Consider the following 16,666-nt stretch of genomic DNA (forward strand, 5'->3'; position numbering starts at 1 on the left):
CAAAGTCGGGGTCCTTCCTTAGCTAGACGATATTTAATCCCCTACTTGACTACAGTAAAAGAACTAAAACTAGTAACCTTTTTTACTGAAATATTAAGCGTTTTATGATTACCCAAGATATTATTCTACTATTGCAAACCACGGCCACCCACTTACTTCATCAGCGCTCCGAAATAAGCTGCTCAAACCTCCCCTGCCATTGTGATCACCCAGGGCAAAAACTTCGGTGTGAGGAATGCCCTTATCTAGAAGCCTGCTTATCGCGCTCTAAACTTAGAGGCAGAAGCTAGTCGTCTGCACTACATCAAGCCACGCACCGAGACTGTCCTTGGGGTAGATGCCATCGGGCAGCTTACTCAGTTACTTTCTTCAATAACTTCAAAAACTGTTGACCTTGTTTGAAGGCGAAGAGGAGCAGAGTGGATGTAGCAAAAGCCAAATTAACTTTCGGGAAGTTTGGTTGTAAGAACTGGCATTGAATTGGCATTGAAATCGACTTCAAAATTGAGTTATTAAGTTAAAGACGGGCTTCAATTTGTTTTAGCAAACACAACAGTCTTGCTTAGTTGTATCTAAAATCATTAGATGCAATTTAGCTATTTTTGCCTCCACTAATTTTTACCCCCACTAAAATTTTCAGTTTATGTATCTAGCGCTTTGGCCGGGAAAAGTTTATCCCCTCGGTTCTTATTGGGATGGAAAAGGTACCAACTTTGCCTTGTTCTCAGAAAACGCCACAGGAGTGGAGTTGTGCTTATTCGATCGCGATGACAAGGAAACTCGAATACACCTGACAGAAGTAAGCAACTTCGTTTGGCATGGGTATATCCCTGGCATTGGTCCTGGTCAGCGTTATGGCTTCCGAGTTCATGGCCCTTATTCTCCTCATGAAGGGCACCGCTTTAACCCCAACAAACTGTTGCTCGACCCTTATGCTAAAGCGATCGATGGTGACATCGGTAACGGACCCGAATTATTTGGCTACTCTTGGGAGTCTCCAGAAGCTGATCTCTCTTTCTCTGAGTTAGACAGCGCCCATTTAATCCCCAAATCAGTCGTTGTTGATGAATCTTTTGACTGGGAAGGCGATCGCCTGCTCCGGACTCCCTGGCATGAAACCATTATTTATGAAACACATGTCAAGGGTTTTACGAAACTGCATCCCGATATCCCAGAAGAGTTGCGTGGTACCTATGCTGGCATGGCTCACCCAGCCGCGATCGAGCATTTGCAGCGATTGGGCATTAGTGCAGTTGAGTTGATGCCTGTGCATCATTTTCTGTCGTATCCCGGTCACTTAGCAGATAAGGGTCTCAAGAACTACTGGGGCTACGACTCAGTCAACTACTTCGCTCCCCACTCTGGCTACAGCGCTGGTGGCAGTACAGGCCAGCAACTAAATGAGTTTAAGGAGATGGTGAAAGCGCTGCACCGCGCTGGGATTGAGGTAATTTTGGATGTGGTTTACAACCACACCGGAGAAGGAAATCATCTTGGTCCAACCCTATCCTTGCGTGGCATTGATAACAGCGTCTACTACCGCTTAGTAGATGATGATAAGCGCTACTACATGGACTTCACAGGTTGCGGTAACTCCCTGCATGTAGGTCAACCCCAAGTGCTGAAGCTGATCATGGATAGCTTGCGCTACTGGGTGTTGGAGATGCATGTGGACGGTTTCCGCTTTGATCTAGCATCTGCTTTGGCGAGAGAACTGTATGAAGTGAATAGCCTAGCTGCCTTCTTCGATATTATTCACCAAGATCCAGTCTTAGCTGATGTGAAGCTGATTGCAGAGCCTTGGGATATTGGGGATGGTGGCTATCAAGTGGGGAACTTCCCCGTCCTTTGGTCTGAGTGGAATGGAAAATATCGTGATACGGTGCGGGATTTCTGGCGCGGAGAAGACAGTATTTTAGGGGAATTCGCCTACCGCTTAACTGGCAGCCCTGATCTCTATTTTCAGTTCAATGGCCGCCGTCCCAATGCCAGCATCAACTTTATCACTGCTCATGACGGTTTTTCGCTCAACGATTTGGTGAGCTACAACGAAAAGCACAATGAAGCCAACGGCGAGAACAGCCAAGACGGGGAGAGCCATAACCGTTCTTGGAACTGTGGCGCGGAGGGAGAAACAGATGATCCTGAAGTATTGCAGTTACGAGAGCAACAACGGCGGAATTTCTTGTTGACGCTGATGCTCTCCCAAGGCATTCCGATGATGTTGGCAGGAGATGAGTTAGGCCGAACCCAGCAAGGAAACAACAATGCCTATTGCCAAGACAGCGAAATTTCTTGGATCAACTGGGACTTGCAAGAAAAGAACGAAAATCTTTTGGACTTTGCTCGCGAGTTAATCTATTTCCGACGACAGCATCCAGTCTTCCGGCGACGCAAGTGGTTCCAAGGACAGGCCATTCACGGAACTGGCGTAAGTGATATCGTCTGGTTCAACCCGGATGGTACTGAGACAAGTGATGAGCAATGGGAGATTGGTTACGCTAAGGCGATCGGAGTATTCTTAGATGGTCGCCAGATTCCCAGTCCAGGCCCGCAAGGACAACGAATCAGTGATGACAGTTTCATCCTGTTCTTCAATGCTCACTACGAAATGATTGAGTTTGCCTTGCCTGAGGCCTTTAGGCAAAAACAGTGGCAGTTGACCATTGACACCAAGGAACCACGCTTCATTCAAGAGGAAATTATCTTTAATGGAGAGCAGATGATCCCCGTCAATGCGCGCTCCAGTGTCGTTCTCCGCCTCTTGGGATAGCCCTTAGTCGCTGAACTGGAAAGTAACCTCCAAAACAACCAACGAAGCGATCGCCTATGTAGATTACTAGCGATCGCTTTTTTGTGGTTTGATCAAGAATTGCGATCGCTGCTTGAGGCTACTTCTGTTTTAGACGTTGCTCAGCGGCTTGCAAATGTCTTTGAATCTCACTCGATCCAGGGAAGATCTGCAAGGCTTGCTGGAACTGCCGAATAGCTGCGGTTAAGTTACCTTGCTGCTCGAAGATCAGCCCCAAGCCATCATGGGCGATCGCTTTGGAGTAAGAGTCTTTAGCGACCTTCAGGGCTTCTTCATACACTGCGATCGCTTCTGTAAACTGCTGCTCTAAACGTAGGATTTCCCCTAACCACAGACGCGGTAAAATTTCTGTGGGTGCAAGCGCAATCATCTGGCGATAAGTGGCAACTGCTTCGCTCCGACGATTCTGGGATTTTTGTAGTTCCGCGAAATGATGAAGTACTTGAAAGTTGCTCGGATCAAGTTGAATGGCCTCCTGATAAAGAGCAAAAGCTGCATCGACTTGATCCTGTAGAACGAGTATTCTATCTAGCTTTTCGTAACTGGAAGCAATTTGATCAGGAGATGCTTGAGTCGTTCGCTGTAACTCGATCAAACGGCGGTAAAGTGGCGTGGCTGCGGCGAATTGCTTCTGCTCAACTAAAACATCACCTAAGTAGCGATGCAGGGGCATACTCTCCGGATAGCGCTTTAGTAGTTCTCGATAGAAAGCGATCGCAGTTTCTAATTTGTTTTGGCGTCTTAAGCTCTCTTCAAAGCCGTTAATAGCAACATCAAAGTAATCAGAATCAGCTTCTAGCGTGATGGCTTGGCGATAAGCAGCTTCTGCCTCTGACCAGCGCTGCAAATCCATGCTCAGAAGGTTGGCTAGCTCCAAGTGAGCTTCTGCGTAGTTCTGATTCAGCTCAATAGCACGGCGGTACTGCTTGATTGCGATCTCTAGCTTTCCCTGCTGCCGATAGGTGCGCCCCAAACCGACATAGGTGGCTGGGTCGTCGGGAACCATTTGCAGCAACAGTTGGTAAACAGCGATCGCAGCTTGATCATTGCCAAAATCTTGAAATTGATTGGCGATGGCGCTCAGGTCAGTATAGAAAGGACGATAGTTAGGTGCTAGGGTTACAGCTTGGCGATAAGCCACGACTGCTTCTTCTGTAGATTTAAGTGCAGTAGGCCCGTTTTGCAAAAGTGCATCGCCTAATGACTTATAGGCAAGCGCTAGTTTGGGATTGAGGGCAATGGCGCGACGATAAGCTGCGATTGCTTGCGTAGTTTTTCCTTCCCGAGACAGCAGCAGACCTAAGCCATAATAATCTGCGGCATTGCTAGGACTTTTCTCGCTGTCTTGCAAAGCATTGCCGAGTTCTTCATAAGGTCTGATCAGTAATGGATCAAGGGCGATCGCTTTGCGGTAGTTGACAATAGCTTCCTCTAATTTGCCTTGGTCATGAAGGATGATACCAATACCGTAATGACCAGTTGCTTCCTGGGGCTCTACTTCTACACTTTTACGGAAAGCTGCCATCGCCTCATTTAGCTGCTTTTGCCTGTAGAACAAATTGGCTAAGTTGTTGTAAGCTGTCCCATTCTTGGGGTTAAGTTGAATCGCTTGGCGATAACTGGCGATTGCCGCATCTATTTGTTTGTCAGCTTCAAGAGTATCCGCTAAATTTGTATGCACAATGGCATCTTTAGGATTCAGCTTGAGCGACTGGTGGAAGGCGGCGATCGCCTCTTCTGTCTGGTTTTGGTCGGCTAAGGCCACTCCCAGGTTGTTGTAAGCTGTGGCGTTTTGTGGATCGATCTTCAAGACTTGGCGGTGAGTTGCGATCGCCTCCGCCAATCTGCCCTGATCACGTAAGACTGTTCCCAAGCCAGTGTAAGCATTTATCAGCTGAGGGTTGAGCTGAATTGCTTGACGATAAGCGGCAACTGCCTGGTTAAACTGTTTTTGGTCATAAAGTGCATCACCCAAATTCAGGTGAGCATCAGCATCACTGGGTTGCTGCTGAATCACTTGCCGCCAAATCCGTTCTGCTTCAGAGTACTGCTTGGCTTCCTGGGCTGCTTCTCCTTGCTTAAACAGTTGCTCCAGCGAAGGAGCCGCGATCGCCACATGAGGCGTAGCGGTTAGCAACAAAGACAACAGCAATCCGCTGAGCTTGGGCAGTCTGTTCATGAATCTCAAATTTCGTCACGGTGTCAGAATAGCTACATCCGTAACCTCGGCAATTTTGGAGACTGACAAGTTAAATTTTCAGAAAATTGCTGAATTTCCCCTGAAGATACTTAATGAGGGACATCAGTGGATTTGGTGGAAAATGGCTCAATTCGCCCTCATGGAGAAGATGTGATGAATAAGGAACTTCTGAGTTGGCTGGCTCCCACGGTAGCCCTCTTGTTGAGTTGTGGCGCAGCGATCGCAGTGGCTGAACCGCTATATGAATGCTCACCCGTATCCCCGACTTCACTGACTCAAAGCTCTATACCTCGGATTGAGTTTCGCTTGCAAAAGCCAGGTACAGAAGTACAACTGCAAGTCCAGCAACAAACGCTCGCTCGCCTGCTACTCCAGAAAACACAAATCAGCCAAACTGAAAAATCTATCGCTTTATACGAAAATCGGGCTGCCATAGAAAAAACCTACCAAGCGATCGCAGCTTTGTACGAACCGACCCGCCTCACTAGCAGCCATATTAAATCTGCTGACACTGCGTCCACTTTCACCCCGCCTTCGCCGTGGCAATCTTTCACCGCTTTAGACATTAGCGTTGAATTTGACGATTCAGGTAGCGAAACCCTTTCTACATTGACAAAAGCGATCGCGGGAACGGGACGCACCTTGGGCATTTTCTTGAATGACCGATTGATCAGTGCGCCCCTCGTTGATGCGGTCTATGCCTCCAAGGGGATTACAGGTGGGCAAGCCATGATTAGCGGCAACTTTACCAACGCAGAAGTGCAGGAACTCGCGCCTTGGTTGGGGTTATCCTTAGAGCCAAAAGCCTCTAAACGTAAGTAATGAGCTACTTTTTGCAACTCAAATCATTTTTTTTGAGACCGCTTCTTCTCTGGTAAATTGCGAAGCGGAGTTTCTCGCCCTCGGTAAAACTGCTGCTCTAGCCTACCTAATCCCAGCCAAGCTGCTCCACTCACCAAGCTGGCGATCGCTGCTGCTACCACACCAAACCCCGCCTCATTTCCTAGCGAAACGGCCAGCAATGGGGCGACGGTCCAGGCGATCGCTGCCAAGATGAGACAAGCTAACCTAATTCGTTGTAGTCGGGTCAGGGCCGCACTGCAACTAGCGCACTTGATGGTGTGTGAATAGTAGCGATCGAGCAATTGCTCTTTGGGCAGTGCGGGGGGCAACGTCGCGCCTGAAAACGGATCAGCACTGTATCGGTTCACCCATTGCCGCAGCGCTGAGACAAAGCGATCGGCTCTTGTGGGCAAATAAAATGCTTTGGCAAAGTTGACGCTCCCGCCTGCCTGCTCCAGATAGCGCTCTTGGTGATGCAAAAAGATTTGGTCATCTTCTAGCACGTTGTTCTGTCCCAAGTGAGAATACCAACGGGGTGTCAGGCGAATAAAGAAACCGGGCAGTTTAGCAGAGAACTTGAAAGGGAATATCGCAAACAGCCGACATTCTCCTTTGCGGATTGGAGTGGCGTAAACCACGGTCAGCGTTCTGCCGAACTGCTTGGAAGTCAGGTCGTGCCACATCAACCCTGGGGCAATAAAGGTGGTGTCTTGGCGACCGAGTGTTCCCTTGCGTGGTCCTTCCTCCCACAACCCCTGAAAGCCTTGCTTGCCAGACTCCACAAGCTCCAAATCCACCGGAGCAGCGTTAGCGCGGTTGCCCACGGAGCGATGGTGAGTATAAGGTACGTGGCTGGCATCTAAGACATTTTCCAACAAGGTCAGCGCGTCGTAGGGCAAATCTCTAAAGGTATTGAGGCAAACCCAGCCGTCTGATTCTTCTATTGGAGTTACGATCGGCACTGCGGTTTTGGTGGCATTGTTTAGGTTGCCAGGATAAACAAACAACAACCCCTGACGGATTGTAGCGGGGAATGCCGTCACACAAGCCCGTTCCGAAGTTTCTGCGGTACCTCCGATCGCCTGTTGCGGAATGCGATCGCAGTGGCCCGCTCCAGAGAAAGCCCAACCGTGATAGGGGCACTCTAGCAAACCATCCTCAGCAATTCTGCCTTCGGAAAGCGGCGCTAAGCGGTGAGGACATTTATCTTCTAAAACTCGCCAAGCCTCTGTCGCCTGCTCCCACCAAATGACTAAATCGATTCCCAGCAACGTAAATCTAGCCGGCTTGGTCTTATCTAAGTCTTCTGCATAAAACACCGGATACCAAGCTTCTTTGGCATCAAACCGAGATGGGTCAGGGCCACCCGCAGGCAATTCATGCGTTTCGCTATCTTGTTCTAGTACTCCGCTCTGGAGAGTGGCCACAGTTGCCCTACCTACAGTGGTTTCCAGCTCTGTGTCTGCGATCGCCTGCGCTTGAGTTAAAGACGCATCAGACATCACTCTTGGGGTTATCTCCATTTCTTTCCTTTCCGCAGGGTTCCCTAGCACTTAACTCCTATGTTAAGAAGTTTTGAGCGTTACTGGGAACAACTATTTGGCAGATGGAAGAAACCTAACCCCCAGCCCCTTCCCTCAAGGGAAAGGGAGAATTCAAAGCTCCTCTCCGCCTCGGAGAGGGGTTTGGGGAGAGGTTTGCCAGGACTTCAGGGTTCAACTTTGTAAACGGTTGGCAGGGACTTGAAATTGGTAAGTGTCGCCGTGGCTGAGGTATTCGATTTGGGTGTCGAGTCCTGCGGCGGCGATCGCCTGTTTAAATTCTTCTAAGGGAGACTTAAAGACGGTGTAATCGTTGTAGTGGATGGGGATGGCGGTTTTAGGGGCGATTAATCGCACCATTTCTACACCTTGCTTACCGTCCATTGTGACTAACACGCCAAACGCTCTAGTACCACCTAAATGCAGCAATGCCAAATCAATCTGAGAGTGTCGCTGGGGAATTTCCTTGATTTCCTCATAGATCAATGTATCGCCCGTGATATAGAGGCGAAAAAGAGCCTGTCCAGTACTATTTTGAAATTCTAATAAGCTACCCATCACCGGAGGCAGTAAAGCGGCTAAAGCTCCAGGTCCATGTCTTCCTGGCATGGCACTGATGCGGAGCTGCACCCCTCCTTTCTGAATGGTTATGGTTTCCCAAGTGTCTAAAGCATAGGTTGCTTGGAAGCCCTTCTTCTGCAACTTCTCAGTTGCATGTTTGGTCGTGACAATAGGGACAGTTTTGTTCAGCTTTTGCTCAGCAATGTGATCGAAGTGATCTTCGTGCATGTGGGAGAGTACGACCAGATCCAGCGGCGGCAACTCCTCAATCTCGATCGCAGGATTGGTGACTCGTTCGGAACGCAATCCGTATCCTAAGTGAACGTGATCTCCCTGGTGCAAGAAGTTAGGGTCGGTCAGGATGGTGAACCCAGCATACCGAAGAATGACAGTCGCAGTACCAACAAAGAAAATGGAACCAGTCGCAATATCAGGGGTGTGGTTTTCGGCTGGCAAAACTAAGGTACTTGAGTCAGTCATACATCACCTGAGAGATAACCCAACGCTTCCAGTCGGCCTACTGGAATAGCATCAAGAAGATTAATTCGACAGTCGCGGAAGTTAGCGGTAGCGGAGACGAAAAAGCTTGGTGCTAAAGCTTGGCTTGGTAGCCAGCCTAAGGTTAGAGAGCGATCGCAATTAGGTAGACAAAAGAAATAGGAGGTTCTACTTATTCAGCAGATTAGAAGCGATCGCTGAAGCTAACGTCTATCTAAAGAAAGCTTGGGTATATATCTAAAGAGCTGTAAAACAATCAAGCTGGTTTGTAGCTAAAGTCACAAAGTAGTCTTGGTTTTTGTAGAGGGGGCTTTAGCAAGCAACTGTATCGCTCTACACACATTTCTGGCCTATGTGCTGAGCCATCAGTTCGCCCTCAAGAGAGATTCAGTCAACGCTAAAGCAGATTAAACATAGATTAGCGAATTCAGAAACCAGCTTTCTGGTTAGACCCATCGAAACGATTTACGGTAATACCCAAGGCATCAAATCCAGCCAGCTCAAGCAGCTTCAGCGATTGTACGAACAGCGGCAACCGAGCGATCGCTTTTGTACTCCGGAGTTGGCTCAAGAATTAGCGGCTGTTAGCACAGCGATTCATCATCCTGTCTGTATGTACCTAAATCGCCGGGGACAGGTGTTGCGGGTGGCCGTGGGTACGCCAGCCCAAACTCAGCTATCCGAGCAGGAACTACCTCGACATAGTGCCGAGCGCTTGAGCGGAGTTCGGTGTCTGGCAACCCAGCTTAAAGCAACTCCTCCGGATGGCGCTAACCTAACAGCGATCGCTCGACAGCGCTTAGATGCCTTGGTTACCCTAGTTTGTGCTCCCAGTGATTCCAAGTCGAATTCCAAGTCGAAAGGTGCGGTCGCGAAAAATGGAACTTCAAGCGAAATTCAATCTACTTATTTAGTGCATCTCGTTCCGGATCTGGATCAACCTTGGGAAATTTCTCCCCTTCCCCTCGCAGAGCTGACAGAGGAAGACTTTAGCGATCTAGTCGATGACTGGGAAAAAGAGTTTCACGCCGCTGGGTATGGAGCTTTTCAGTTTGAGGAAAAAGGAGATGACCAAGACAAGATTTTGCTCGTGGGGTTGATGACCGATGATCTGTCGCCTCAACGCTTCCAGGATGGCTTGGAAGAACTGGTTCGTCTAGCCGAGAGTGCTGGAGGAACGGTTCTGGAAACCATGATTCAGAAGCGATCGCAACCGCATCCCCAAACGGTCGTAGGTCAGGGGAAAGTAGATGAAATTGCCCAACAAGCTCAAGCGATTGGAGCCAACTTAGTAGTGTTCGATCGCGATATTTCGGCTTCCCAGATTCGGAATTTGGAAGCCCAAATGAACCTACGAGTCGTAGACCGTACCGAATTGATTCTGGACATCTTTGCCCAACGCGCCCAGTCGCAAGCAGGTAAATTGCAGGTCGAACTCGCCCAGTTGGAATATATGTTGCCGCGACTGCGTGGTCGAGGGCAGGCGATGTCCAGACTGGGCGGTGGTATCGGCACCAGAGGCCCAGGGGAGACTAAGCTAGAAACCGAACGGCGGACGATTCAGCGGCGGATTAATCAACTGCAACAGGAAGTGAACCAGTTGCAAGCCCATCGTTCTCGCCTGCGTCAACAGCGCCAACATAACGAAATTCCGACCGTTGCCTTAGCAGGTTACACCAATGCCGGAAAGTCTACTCTGCTTAACACCTTGACTCACGCAGAAGTTTATACGGCTGACCAACTATTTGCCACTCTTGACCCCACCACGCGACGGCTGACCATCACCGATGCTGAGACCCAATCTCAGCGATCGCTCCTGCTCACAGATACAGTGGGTTTTATCCATGAACTGCCGCCTCCCTTGATGGATGCCTTCCGAGCCACTTTGGAAGAAGTCACAGAAGCCGATGCGGTGCTGCATGTGGTCGATCTCTCCCATCCTGCTTGGGAAAGCCATATACAGTCAGTCCAAGAGGTTTTGGCAGACCTCCCAACCATTTCTGGTCCCACATTGTTGGTGTTTAACAAAGTAGATCAAGTGGAAAGTGAGGCTCTAGCGGCTGCTCAACAAACTTATCCGGATGCTGTCTTTATCTCAGCGACGCAAGGACTGGGTTTAGAAACACTCAAGCAACGCTTGGTGCACATCGCCACGCCTGCCGCGGATGCCAAGATGAACACGGAGTTCAGCGCCCCTTAATTTATCCGGTTTATGGCAGCGATCGCACCTCGATCGCGCCCTGGTTCAAACAGCCCAACCCAAGGAGTCTAACCTGCATCTTCAGCGGTGCTGTCTTCGGATGATGCTTCTACTAGTTGCCGACTCAACCAATGCAGGTTGAGAAACATTAGACTGCCTAGGACCAGAAACATCACTCCTAGCACCGTGCCATATCCTTTGGTATGCCACCAAAGCCGCTTCACGAGCGCCGAACTTAACTGGTGTGCTTGCCCTAAAGGGGAAAAAGGGCTCCGAATAGAATTAACCGTCTGATTCGTCAATCTTTTTTGACCCAGACGAGTGTGACTATCAAATGCGATCGCCATGCTAAGTACTCCTGTTAGCCCTACTGTCGGGCCAGCAATTTCGTATCACTTAATCTACGGTAAGTCGGTAGACTTGTGTGTATTTGGCAGTATTGCAGGCCAGAATCAGGAAAACAAGTTCAAATGTTACTTTTTCAGAATTTGCTTAGAAGTATTGGGCTTTAGCTACGAGGCTCAAAGTCTAAGCAGCCTTCGCAGGGTCCGTAGGGACGCACCGCACATCTAATATGCAGCGATCGCGCTGAGTAAATACAGTGAGGATTGCCTAGAGGTTTTTGCTTTGCGGCGGCAAGTCGCGCCCGGAATTGAGCATTTAACTCATCCGTGCGGGCTTTATGCTGCTGCCACTGCCACCAGAGATTTAGCAGGCTCAGCGGTAAATAAAGAAGGGAGCTACCGACGACGATGCCCGTAAGCAATCCGGGTGAGCCTGCTTGCAGGGCCAAACAGAGATTGGCAAACATGATGCTGATCAAGCAGTAGTTGCTGTGCCGCATCAGGGTGCGAGTTGATTGTTGAAACAGAGACATGAAAGCCATGACCGTGGCCTGGGTAGAGCTTGGCCCTGATTCAGAATAGCGCTTCTCTTAATAGTGATGGCAGTTTTGCTAGCCAGCCCAAGGGAGGCAATGTCATCAATCAGGAGTGCGGGCTATTGTGGAGAATATGAAGTATCGTAACCTTTACTCTGGCCTGCAACGGCGCTTGCAGGAACTCTCCCAATCGCTGAATCTATTTCAATATGGTGGCCGCGCTGTGGAGTTGGTCTGGTCAACCAATCACCGCTTGACCCTGGCTTTGGCCCTTTTTACCTTAGTTGCAGGGCTGCTCCCTGGCGCGATCGCTTATGTCGGCAAGCTAATTATCGATAGTGTGGTTGCAGCGTCTCAATCGCAAGCTGTAGGCGATCGCTGGGATGCACTAGGATACCTAGCTTTAGAGGCGATCGCCGTAGCGCTTTTAGCGGGTAGTAAGCAAGGTCTAACGCTCTGCCAATCTCTGCTGCGCGTGCTTCTAGGGCAGAAAGTAAATGTGCTGATTCTGAAGAAAGCACTGACGCTGGATTTGGCGCATTTCGAGGATTCCGAGTTTTACGACAAAATGACCCGCGCTCGCCGGGAAGCGTCCAGTCGCCCGTTAAGCTTGGTGGGGCAAACCTTTGGACTCGTGCAAGACAGTTTAGCCCTGATTACCTATGGCGGTTTGCTGCTGAACTTCTCCATCGGGGCTGTCTTTGTCTTGATGTTAGCCGCTGTGCCTGCCTTTATTGCGGAGACGCGCTTTGCGGGACAAGCGTTTCGGCTGTTTCGTTGGCGAGCCCCAGAAACGCGCGAACAAACCTATTTAGAAACTTTAATCGCTCGTGAAGACTTTGCCATGGAGGTGAAGCTGTTTCAGTTGGGGCCGCTGCTCTTGACCCGCTACCAAGAGATTTTCCATCGCCTTTATGACGAAGATCGCAGTTTAACGATTCGACGCGGGCTTTGGGGCTACTTGCTCGGCTTACTCAGTACGGCGGCTTTTTATGCGGCTTATACCTGGATCCTGATTGAGGCGATCGCAGGCCGTATCTCTCTGGGTGACTTAACCATGTATTTGGTGGTATTTCGCCAAGGTCAGACAACCTTTTCCTCAGCTCTTAGCTCCATCGGTGGGATGTTCGAGGATTCGCTTTATCTCTCTAATCTATATGAATTCTTAGAGCAAGAAATCCCTCAACCCTTTGGAGCCGCGACAAAAGGGCCAACTCCAGGCGATGGCATCCGCTTTGAAAATGTCTCCTTTATGTATCCGGGCAATGCTCAACCTGCTTTAACCAATATCTCTTTTCACCTTAAACCGGGGGAAAAGATGGCGATCGTGGGGGAAAATGGCTCTGGCAAAACCACGCTAATCAAGCTGCTCACTCGCCTCTATAGCCCTACCTCAGGTCGCATTCTCCTCGATGGCCTTGACCTAGAAGCTTGGGATATGGAAGTACTGCAACGTCGGATTGGCGTCATCTTTCAGAACTTTGTGCGTTATCAATTCACCGTGGGGGAAAATGTTGGGGTTGGGGATGTGGAACATATTACCGAATCGCCCCGCTGGGAAGAAGCCGCAAATAAGGGGATGGCGTTGTCCTTTATTGAAGAGATGACAGACGGGTTCCAAACTCAGTTGGGCAAGTGGTTTAAAGGTGGGCGAGAGTTGTCAGGGGGGCAATGGCAAAAAATTGCCTTGTCGCGCGCCTTTATGCGAACAGGGGCCGATATTCTCGTTCTAGACGAACCCACTTCAGCGATGGATGCGGAAGCAGAAGTGCAAATTTTTAATCACTTTCGGACCGTGACGCAGCACCAAATGGCGATCTTGATTTCCCACCGTTTCTCTACAGTACGGATGGCGGATTGGATTGTGGTGCTATCAGCTGGTGAGCTAATTGAGCAAGGCACCCATGAAGACTTAGTCCGAGCAGGGAAGCGTTATGCTCACTTGTTCTCTCTGCAAGCAGCGGGTTATCAGTAATGCTTTAGGGTCGCTATAGTGGTAGTAGCATCCTGGCCTTATTTTGGGCCTTGGTGTGGTATAACTTCATTTTTTATGAATACCGAACTTCTCACTCGAAAGCCTTGGCTCGCTCTTAGTCTGCTCGGATTGGCCTACACAGTGCTGGGATGGCACCTATCTACTCACCACATCTTTTGGTTGGTGGGTACTTTTGTCATTGGTGTCACACTAATTGCAGCTTGGAAGAACAATCCAATCTTGGAGTCCTTGGTTTGGCTGGGGACTCAGAAGTTGTTTGCCGTGGTTGGCATTACCCTGCTCGTGAGTGTGATAGTCGCTTTGGCATTGACTCAACCCATGTTATTAAACCTGATTTTTCTACCACTGGCGACGCTGGTATATTCTGAACTGGAAATGAAAGCGATCGGCTTGAAGGCCACTGATATCTTTTTGTGTTCGGTTACAACAGCTAGTCTAGGTTTGATCATCGGGGAAGCAATAGACCTGTGGATTATCCCGAGCATGCGATATTAAAGACATCACCTTAAAGAAGTGTATTAAGTTACAACCTATTTCAGGGATCATGAGATCTTTGTAGCAAGTAGCATCAGAGGGGCGCTGAGCTAATGTCTCCTACCGAACCTATAGTGGCTGCACCGTTTAATCTCACCCTGGTATCAGGTCTGTCGGCTGTAGCACTGGTTCTGGTGCATCTTTTCTCTAGCAACCTACGTTTTCTTCAGGCTGTTCCTCGTAGCCGTTGGTTGTCGTTTGGCAGTGGTGTGTCGGTGGCTTATGTCTTTGTCCATGTGCTGCCAGATCTGAGTGCAGCTCAAGAAACTCTCCGCGAAACCTGGGGTAAAGGATGGACGTTTCTGGAGCATCATGTCTATTTGGTAGCGTTGGTAGGGTTAGCAGTTTTCTATGGATTAGAGCGAACTGCAAAAATTTCACGACGGCGCAATCGCGAATCAGGCCAAGGAGATGTGACGGAAACAGGTGTCTTCTGGCTGCATATGGGGTCATTTGCCCTTTACAATGCCTTGATTGGTTATCTTTTGCTGCATCGAGAAGAACCTGGGTTCGCCAGCTTGCTGCTTTTCGCAGTGGCTATGGCCTTGCATTTTGTGGTTAATGACTATGGCCTGCGTGAGCATCACAAGAAGTACTATGACCAAGTGGGCCGTTGGATATTGGCCGCCTCTGTGATGGCTGGGTGGGTGATTGGCAGCGGTACTCAAGTTCCTCAAGCGGCGATCGCGGTTCTGTTTGCCTTCTTAGCAGGTGGCATTGTGCTGAATGTGTTGAAGGAAGAACTGCCAGACGACAGAGAAAGTCGGTTTTGGGCTTTTTTAGTTGGGGCCGCAGGTTATTCAGCTCTACTGTTGGCCTTATAGCTCGCTAGACCCGCTAAATGCTTACAGATGGGGATTGTGGACTTCCTAGTAAGTGTATTTTTAGCATGTTTAATGTCTGTCGTTGACCTTAAGGAAGAGATTTGCGAATTCAGACAATTTTTTAAGCTACTTTTAAGAAACTCTGGCAAATAACAAGATTAGAACAAGGTCTAGACAAAAATTGCATCCGTCTGAAAAAGGCTAAGCATAATTACGGGTGGAGTTCAGGATAACCATCAAATTTTATGCCTAGACAAGGAATTTCATGGGGTCCTATCGTCTTTGTGGTAGCTACCCTTTTTGCCAGCGCAGGTTTAATTACTTGGGGATTGTCGTCTTCCCCGGACGTTCCTACCTCAAGTATTCGCAACCCTGCCGTACAGTCCGACGGTTAGGCAGGGTTGCGACTTGCTGCCATTCATCACCTATGTTTATCACCTATTAGATAGGTTGCTACAACTCAGTAAACTAGGAACTGCGATCCAAACTTGATACTGAGATGTTAGATGCCCAACTGCCTCATGTAGATTTAACCCAATCAGGAGTGTGGCAGCAATTGCTCGTCAGCGCCCCGCTTTGTTCTAGCGTGGTCGCTGGTTAGCAAGGCATTCACTTGGCACACCATCACCTGTCGGCCCATGAACTGCCTGATTGCTATTTTGCCCAGCACGTCATTACGATTTGCATGGGGCAGTTTGAGGTAGAGCTGAAGCGCGGGAGTTGTTGGCAACTAGAGCGATATAGACCTGGTGATATCGGTATCTTTCCAGCGAATCAGTCTCATCCTCAAGCTCGCTGCGATCGCGGAGCTGAGTTTATTCAGCTTTATCAGAACCTCACTTTGTTGCTCAGGTCGCTGCTACATCCTTAGAGACAGGCTCAGTTGCCATCATGCCCCAACATAAAATTCGCGACCCTTTGATTCAACAAATTGGCCTCACACTCAAAACCGAGTTGGAATCTAGTGGCACAGATAGCCGCCTCTATGCCGATGCTATGGCGACAGCACTCTCAGCCCATCTGTTCCAGCGATACTCTACCCAGCGATCGCTCCTGAGAGAATATACAGGTGGCTTACCGCCCTATAAGCTGAACCAAGCGATCAGCTATATCCACGACCATTTAGACCAAGACTTACGATTAGCGGAAATCGCTGCGATCGTGCAAATGAGTCCGCATTACTTCGCCACTTTATTCAAGCAATCCACGGGCTTGGCTCCGCATCAGTTCGTGACACAATGCCGGATTGAACGTGCCAAATGGTTGTTAGCCAAGCAGGAACTAACAATTTCAGAAATCTTGCTACAGCTTGGTTTCAAGAGCCAAAGTCACTTTACTAAAGTATTCCGGGAGCAAACTGGGTTGACCCCCACAGCTTATCGGAGCGATAGCTAAAAGTCTTCGGAAGATTAGAACAGTTTTGGAAGAATCAGCCAGACAGAACGACAAGGCGATCGCTAAACTTCGCCACTCCTTTAGAAATTTTGCCAGAGTGGTATCTCTATCCCACGTTTCAAATTTTCCGCATTGTCCCCAACAAACTCCTGGGTATACTGCTCAATGCCTCAATTCCTCTGGGACTCATGTTGATTCCCTTTATTGAGAACGTCAACAAGTTCCAAAACCCCTTCCGCCGCCCTGTAGCGACTACTATCTTCCTGCTTGGGACACTGATCACGCTCTGGCTAGGCATTGGAGCCGCGCTGCCAATCGATCAGTCCATAACCTTGGGCTTGTTTTGAGAGTCTATCTGACGCTAGGCGCAATTTAAAGAAGT

13 protein-coding genes and 1 pseudogene are annotated in these 16,666 nt (G+C 49.1%); 9 read left to right on the forward strand and 5 right to left on the reverse strand.

The genetic code is table 11. The features are described 5' to 3' along the window. The first annotated feature begins 643 nt into the window (after positions 1-643). Entirely contained in the window at positions 644-2,773 is a 2,130-nt protein-coding gene (glgX, locus tag H6F90_RS02515) for a glycogen debranching protein GlgX (RefSeq protein ID WP_190549934.1), read from the forward strand. 118 nt (positions 2,774-2,891) lie between these two features. Here the strand turns inward: glgX and H6F90_RS02520 are convergent, their stop codons facing one another. Then, positions 2,892-4,991: a tetratricopeptide repeat protein gene (locus tag H6F90_RS02520; RefSeq protein WP_190549936.1), complete on the reverse strand. Its 2,100-nt coding sequence runs from the start codon at positions 4,989-4,991 to the stop codon at positions 2,892-2,894. A 126-nt stretch (positions 4,992-5,117) separates the two neighbouring features. Here H6F90_RS02520 and H6F90_RS02525 point away from each other — a divergent pair, with 126 nt between their 5' ends. After that, a complete protein-coding gene (locus tag H6F90_RS02525; RefSeq protein ID WP_190549938.1) occupies positions 5,118-5,834 on the forward strand; it encodes a hypothetical protein in 717 nt (238 codons plus the stop codon). A gap of 23 nt (positions 5,835-5,857) precedes the next feature. On the opposite strand, the gene H6F90_RS02530 is transcribed toward H6F90_RS02525, so the two are convergent. Together H6F90_RS02530 and H6F90_RS02535 are read right to left on the reverse strand one after the other, a co-directional pair. Next, positions 5,858-7,357, reverse strand: coding sequence for a Rieske 2Fe-2S domain-containing protein (locus H6F90_RS02530; protein ID WP_190549940.1), 1,500 nt, complete (start codon positions 7,355-7,357; stop codon positions 5,858-5,860). A gap of 213 nt (positions 7,358-7,570) precedes the next feature. Beyond that, on the reverse strand, positions 7,571-8,437 hold the full coding sequence (locus tag H6F90_RS02535) for an MBL fold metallo-hydrolase (RefSeq protein WP_190549942.1): 867 nt from the start codon (positions 8,435-8,437) through the stop codon (positions 7,571-7,573). 535 nt (positions 8,438-8,972) lie between these two features. Between H6F90_RS02535 and hflX the strand changes: the two genes are divergently transcribed. Continuing rightward, positions 8,973-10,655: a GTPase HflX gene (gene hflX / locus H6F90_RS02540; protein WP_370587927.1), complete on the forward strand. Its 1,683-nt coding sequence runs from the start codon at positions 8,973-8,975 to the stop codon at positions 10,653-10,655. Between the two features lie 68 nt (positions 10,656-10,723). On the opposite strand, the gene H6F90_RS02545 is transcribed toward hflX, so the two are convergent. Together H6F90_RS02545 and H6F90_RS02550 are read right to left on the reverse strand one after the other, a co-directional pair. Next, positions 10,724-11,002: a hypothetical protein gene (locus H6F90_RS02545; RefSeq protein WP_190549944.1), complete on the reverse strand. Its 279-nt coding sequence runs from the start codon at positions 11,000-11,002 to the stop codon at positions 10,724-10,726. A 161-nt stretch (positions 11,003-11,163) separates the two neighbouring features. Beyond that, the gene (locus H6F90_RS02550) at positions 11,164-11,541 is read right to left on the reverse strand and encodes a DUF6464 family protein (RefSeq protein ID WP_190549946.1); all 378 of its coding nucleotides are present in this window, start codon (positions 11,539-11,541) and stop codon (positions 11,164-11,166) included. Between the two features lie 127 nt (positions 11,542-11,668). Here H6F90_RS02550 and H6F90_RS02555 point away from each other — a divergent pair, with 127 nt between their 5' ends. The 6 genes and pseudogenes from H6F90_RS02555 to petD form a co-directional block, all read left to right on the forward strand. Continuing rightward, positions 11,669-13,510 (forward strand): ABC transporter ATP-binding protein, encoded by a 1,842-nt coding sequence (locus H6F90_RS02555; protein ID WP_190549948.1) that lies wholly within the window; start codon positions 11,669-11,671, stop codon positions 13,508-13,510. Between the two features lie 75 nt (positions 13,511-13,585). Beyond that, positions 13,586-14,026, forward strand: coding sequence for a hypothetical protein (locus H6F90_RS02560; protein ID WP_190439996.1), 441 nt, complete (start codon positions 13,586-13,588; stop codon positions 14,024-14,026). Between the two features lie 92 nt (positions 14,027-14,118). Further along, complete coding sequence (locus H6F90_RS02565) at positions 14,119-14,889, forward strand: hypothetical protein (protein ID WP_190549950.1); 771 nt, start codon at positions 14,119-14,121, stop codon at positions 14,887-14,889. Positions 14,890-15,502: 613 nt separating this feature from the next. Then, entirely contained in the window at positions 15,503-15,760 is a 258-nt protein-coding gene (locus H6F90_RS29955) for a hypothetical protein (RefSeq protein ID WP_199295669.1), read from the forward strand. 20 nt (positions 15,761-15,780) lie between these two features. Beyond that, positions 15,781-16,284 carry an AraC family transcriptional regulator gene (locus H6F90_RS29960; RefSeq protein WP_199295670.1) on the forward strand — a complete coding sequence of 168 codons (504 nt, stop codon included), beginning with the start codon at positions 15,781-15,783 and terminating at the stop codon, positions 16,282-16,284. Positions 16,285-16,352: 68 nt separating this feature from the next. Beyond that, a pseudogene (gene petD / locus H6F90_RS02575) lies at positions 16,353-16,631 on the forward strand (cytochrome b6-f complex subunit IV); the annotation flags it as partial. Between the last annotated feature and the right edge of the window lie 35 nt (positions 16,632-16,666).

Origin of the sequence: Trichocoleus sp. FACHB-591 (genome assembly GCF_014695845.1) — a bacterium.
Lineage (GTDB): Bacteria > Cyanobacteriota > Cyanobacteriia > FACHB-46 > FACHB-46 > Trichocoleus.

What these genes read in the sequence shown, in the direction of transcription:
- glgX (WP_190549934.1), top strand. Translation starts at nt 644, where the DNA reads ATGTATCTAGCGCTTTGGCCGGGAAAAGTTTATCCCCTCGGTTCTTAT.
- H6F90_RS02520 (WP_190549936.1), bottom strand. Translation starts at nt 4,991, where the DNA reads ATGAACAGACTGCCCAAGCTCAGCGGATTGCTGTTGTCTTTGTTGCTA.
- H6F90_RS02530 (WP_190549940.1), bottom strand. Translation starts at nt 7,357, where the DNA reads ATGTCTGATGCGTCTTTAACTCAAGCGCAGGCGATCGCAGACACAGAG.
- H6F90_RS02535 (WP_190549942.1), bottom strand. Translation starts at nt 8,437, where the DNA reads ATGACTGACTCAAGTACCTTAGTTTTGCCAGCCGAAAACCACACCCCT.
- H6F90_RS02545 (WP_190549944.1), bottom strand. Translation starts at nt 11,002, where the DNA reads ATGGCGATCGCATTTGATAGTCACACTCGTCTGGGTCAAAAAAGATTG.
- H6F90_RS02550 (WP_190549946.1), bottom strand. Translation starts at nt 11,541, where the DNA reads ATGGCTTTCATGTCTCTGTTTCAACAATCAACTCGCACCCTGATGCGG.
- H6F90_RS02555 (WP_190549948.1), top strand. Translation starts at nt 11,669, where the DNA reads ATGAAGTATCGTAACCTTTACTCTGGCCTGCAACGGCGCTTGCAGGAA.
- H6F90_RS02560 (WP_190439996.1), top strand. Translation starts at nt 13,586, where the DNA reads ATGAATACCGAACTTCTCACTCGAAAGCCTTGGCTCGCTCTTAGTCTG.
- H6F90_RS02565 (WP_190549950.1), top strand. Translation starts at nt 14,119, where the DNA reads ATGTCTCCTACCGAACCTATAGTGGCTGCACCGTTTAATCTCACCCTG.
- H6F90_RS29960 (WP_199295670.1), top strand. Translation starts at nt 15,781, where the DNA reads ATGCCCCAACATAAAATTCGCGACCCTTTGATTCAACAAATTGGCCTC.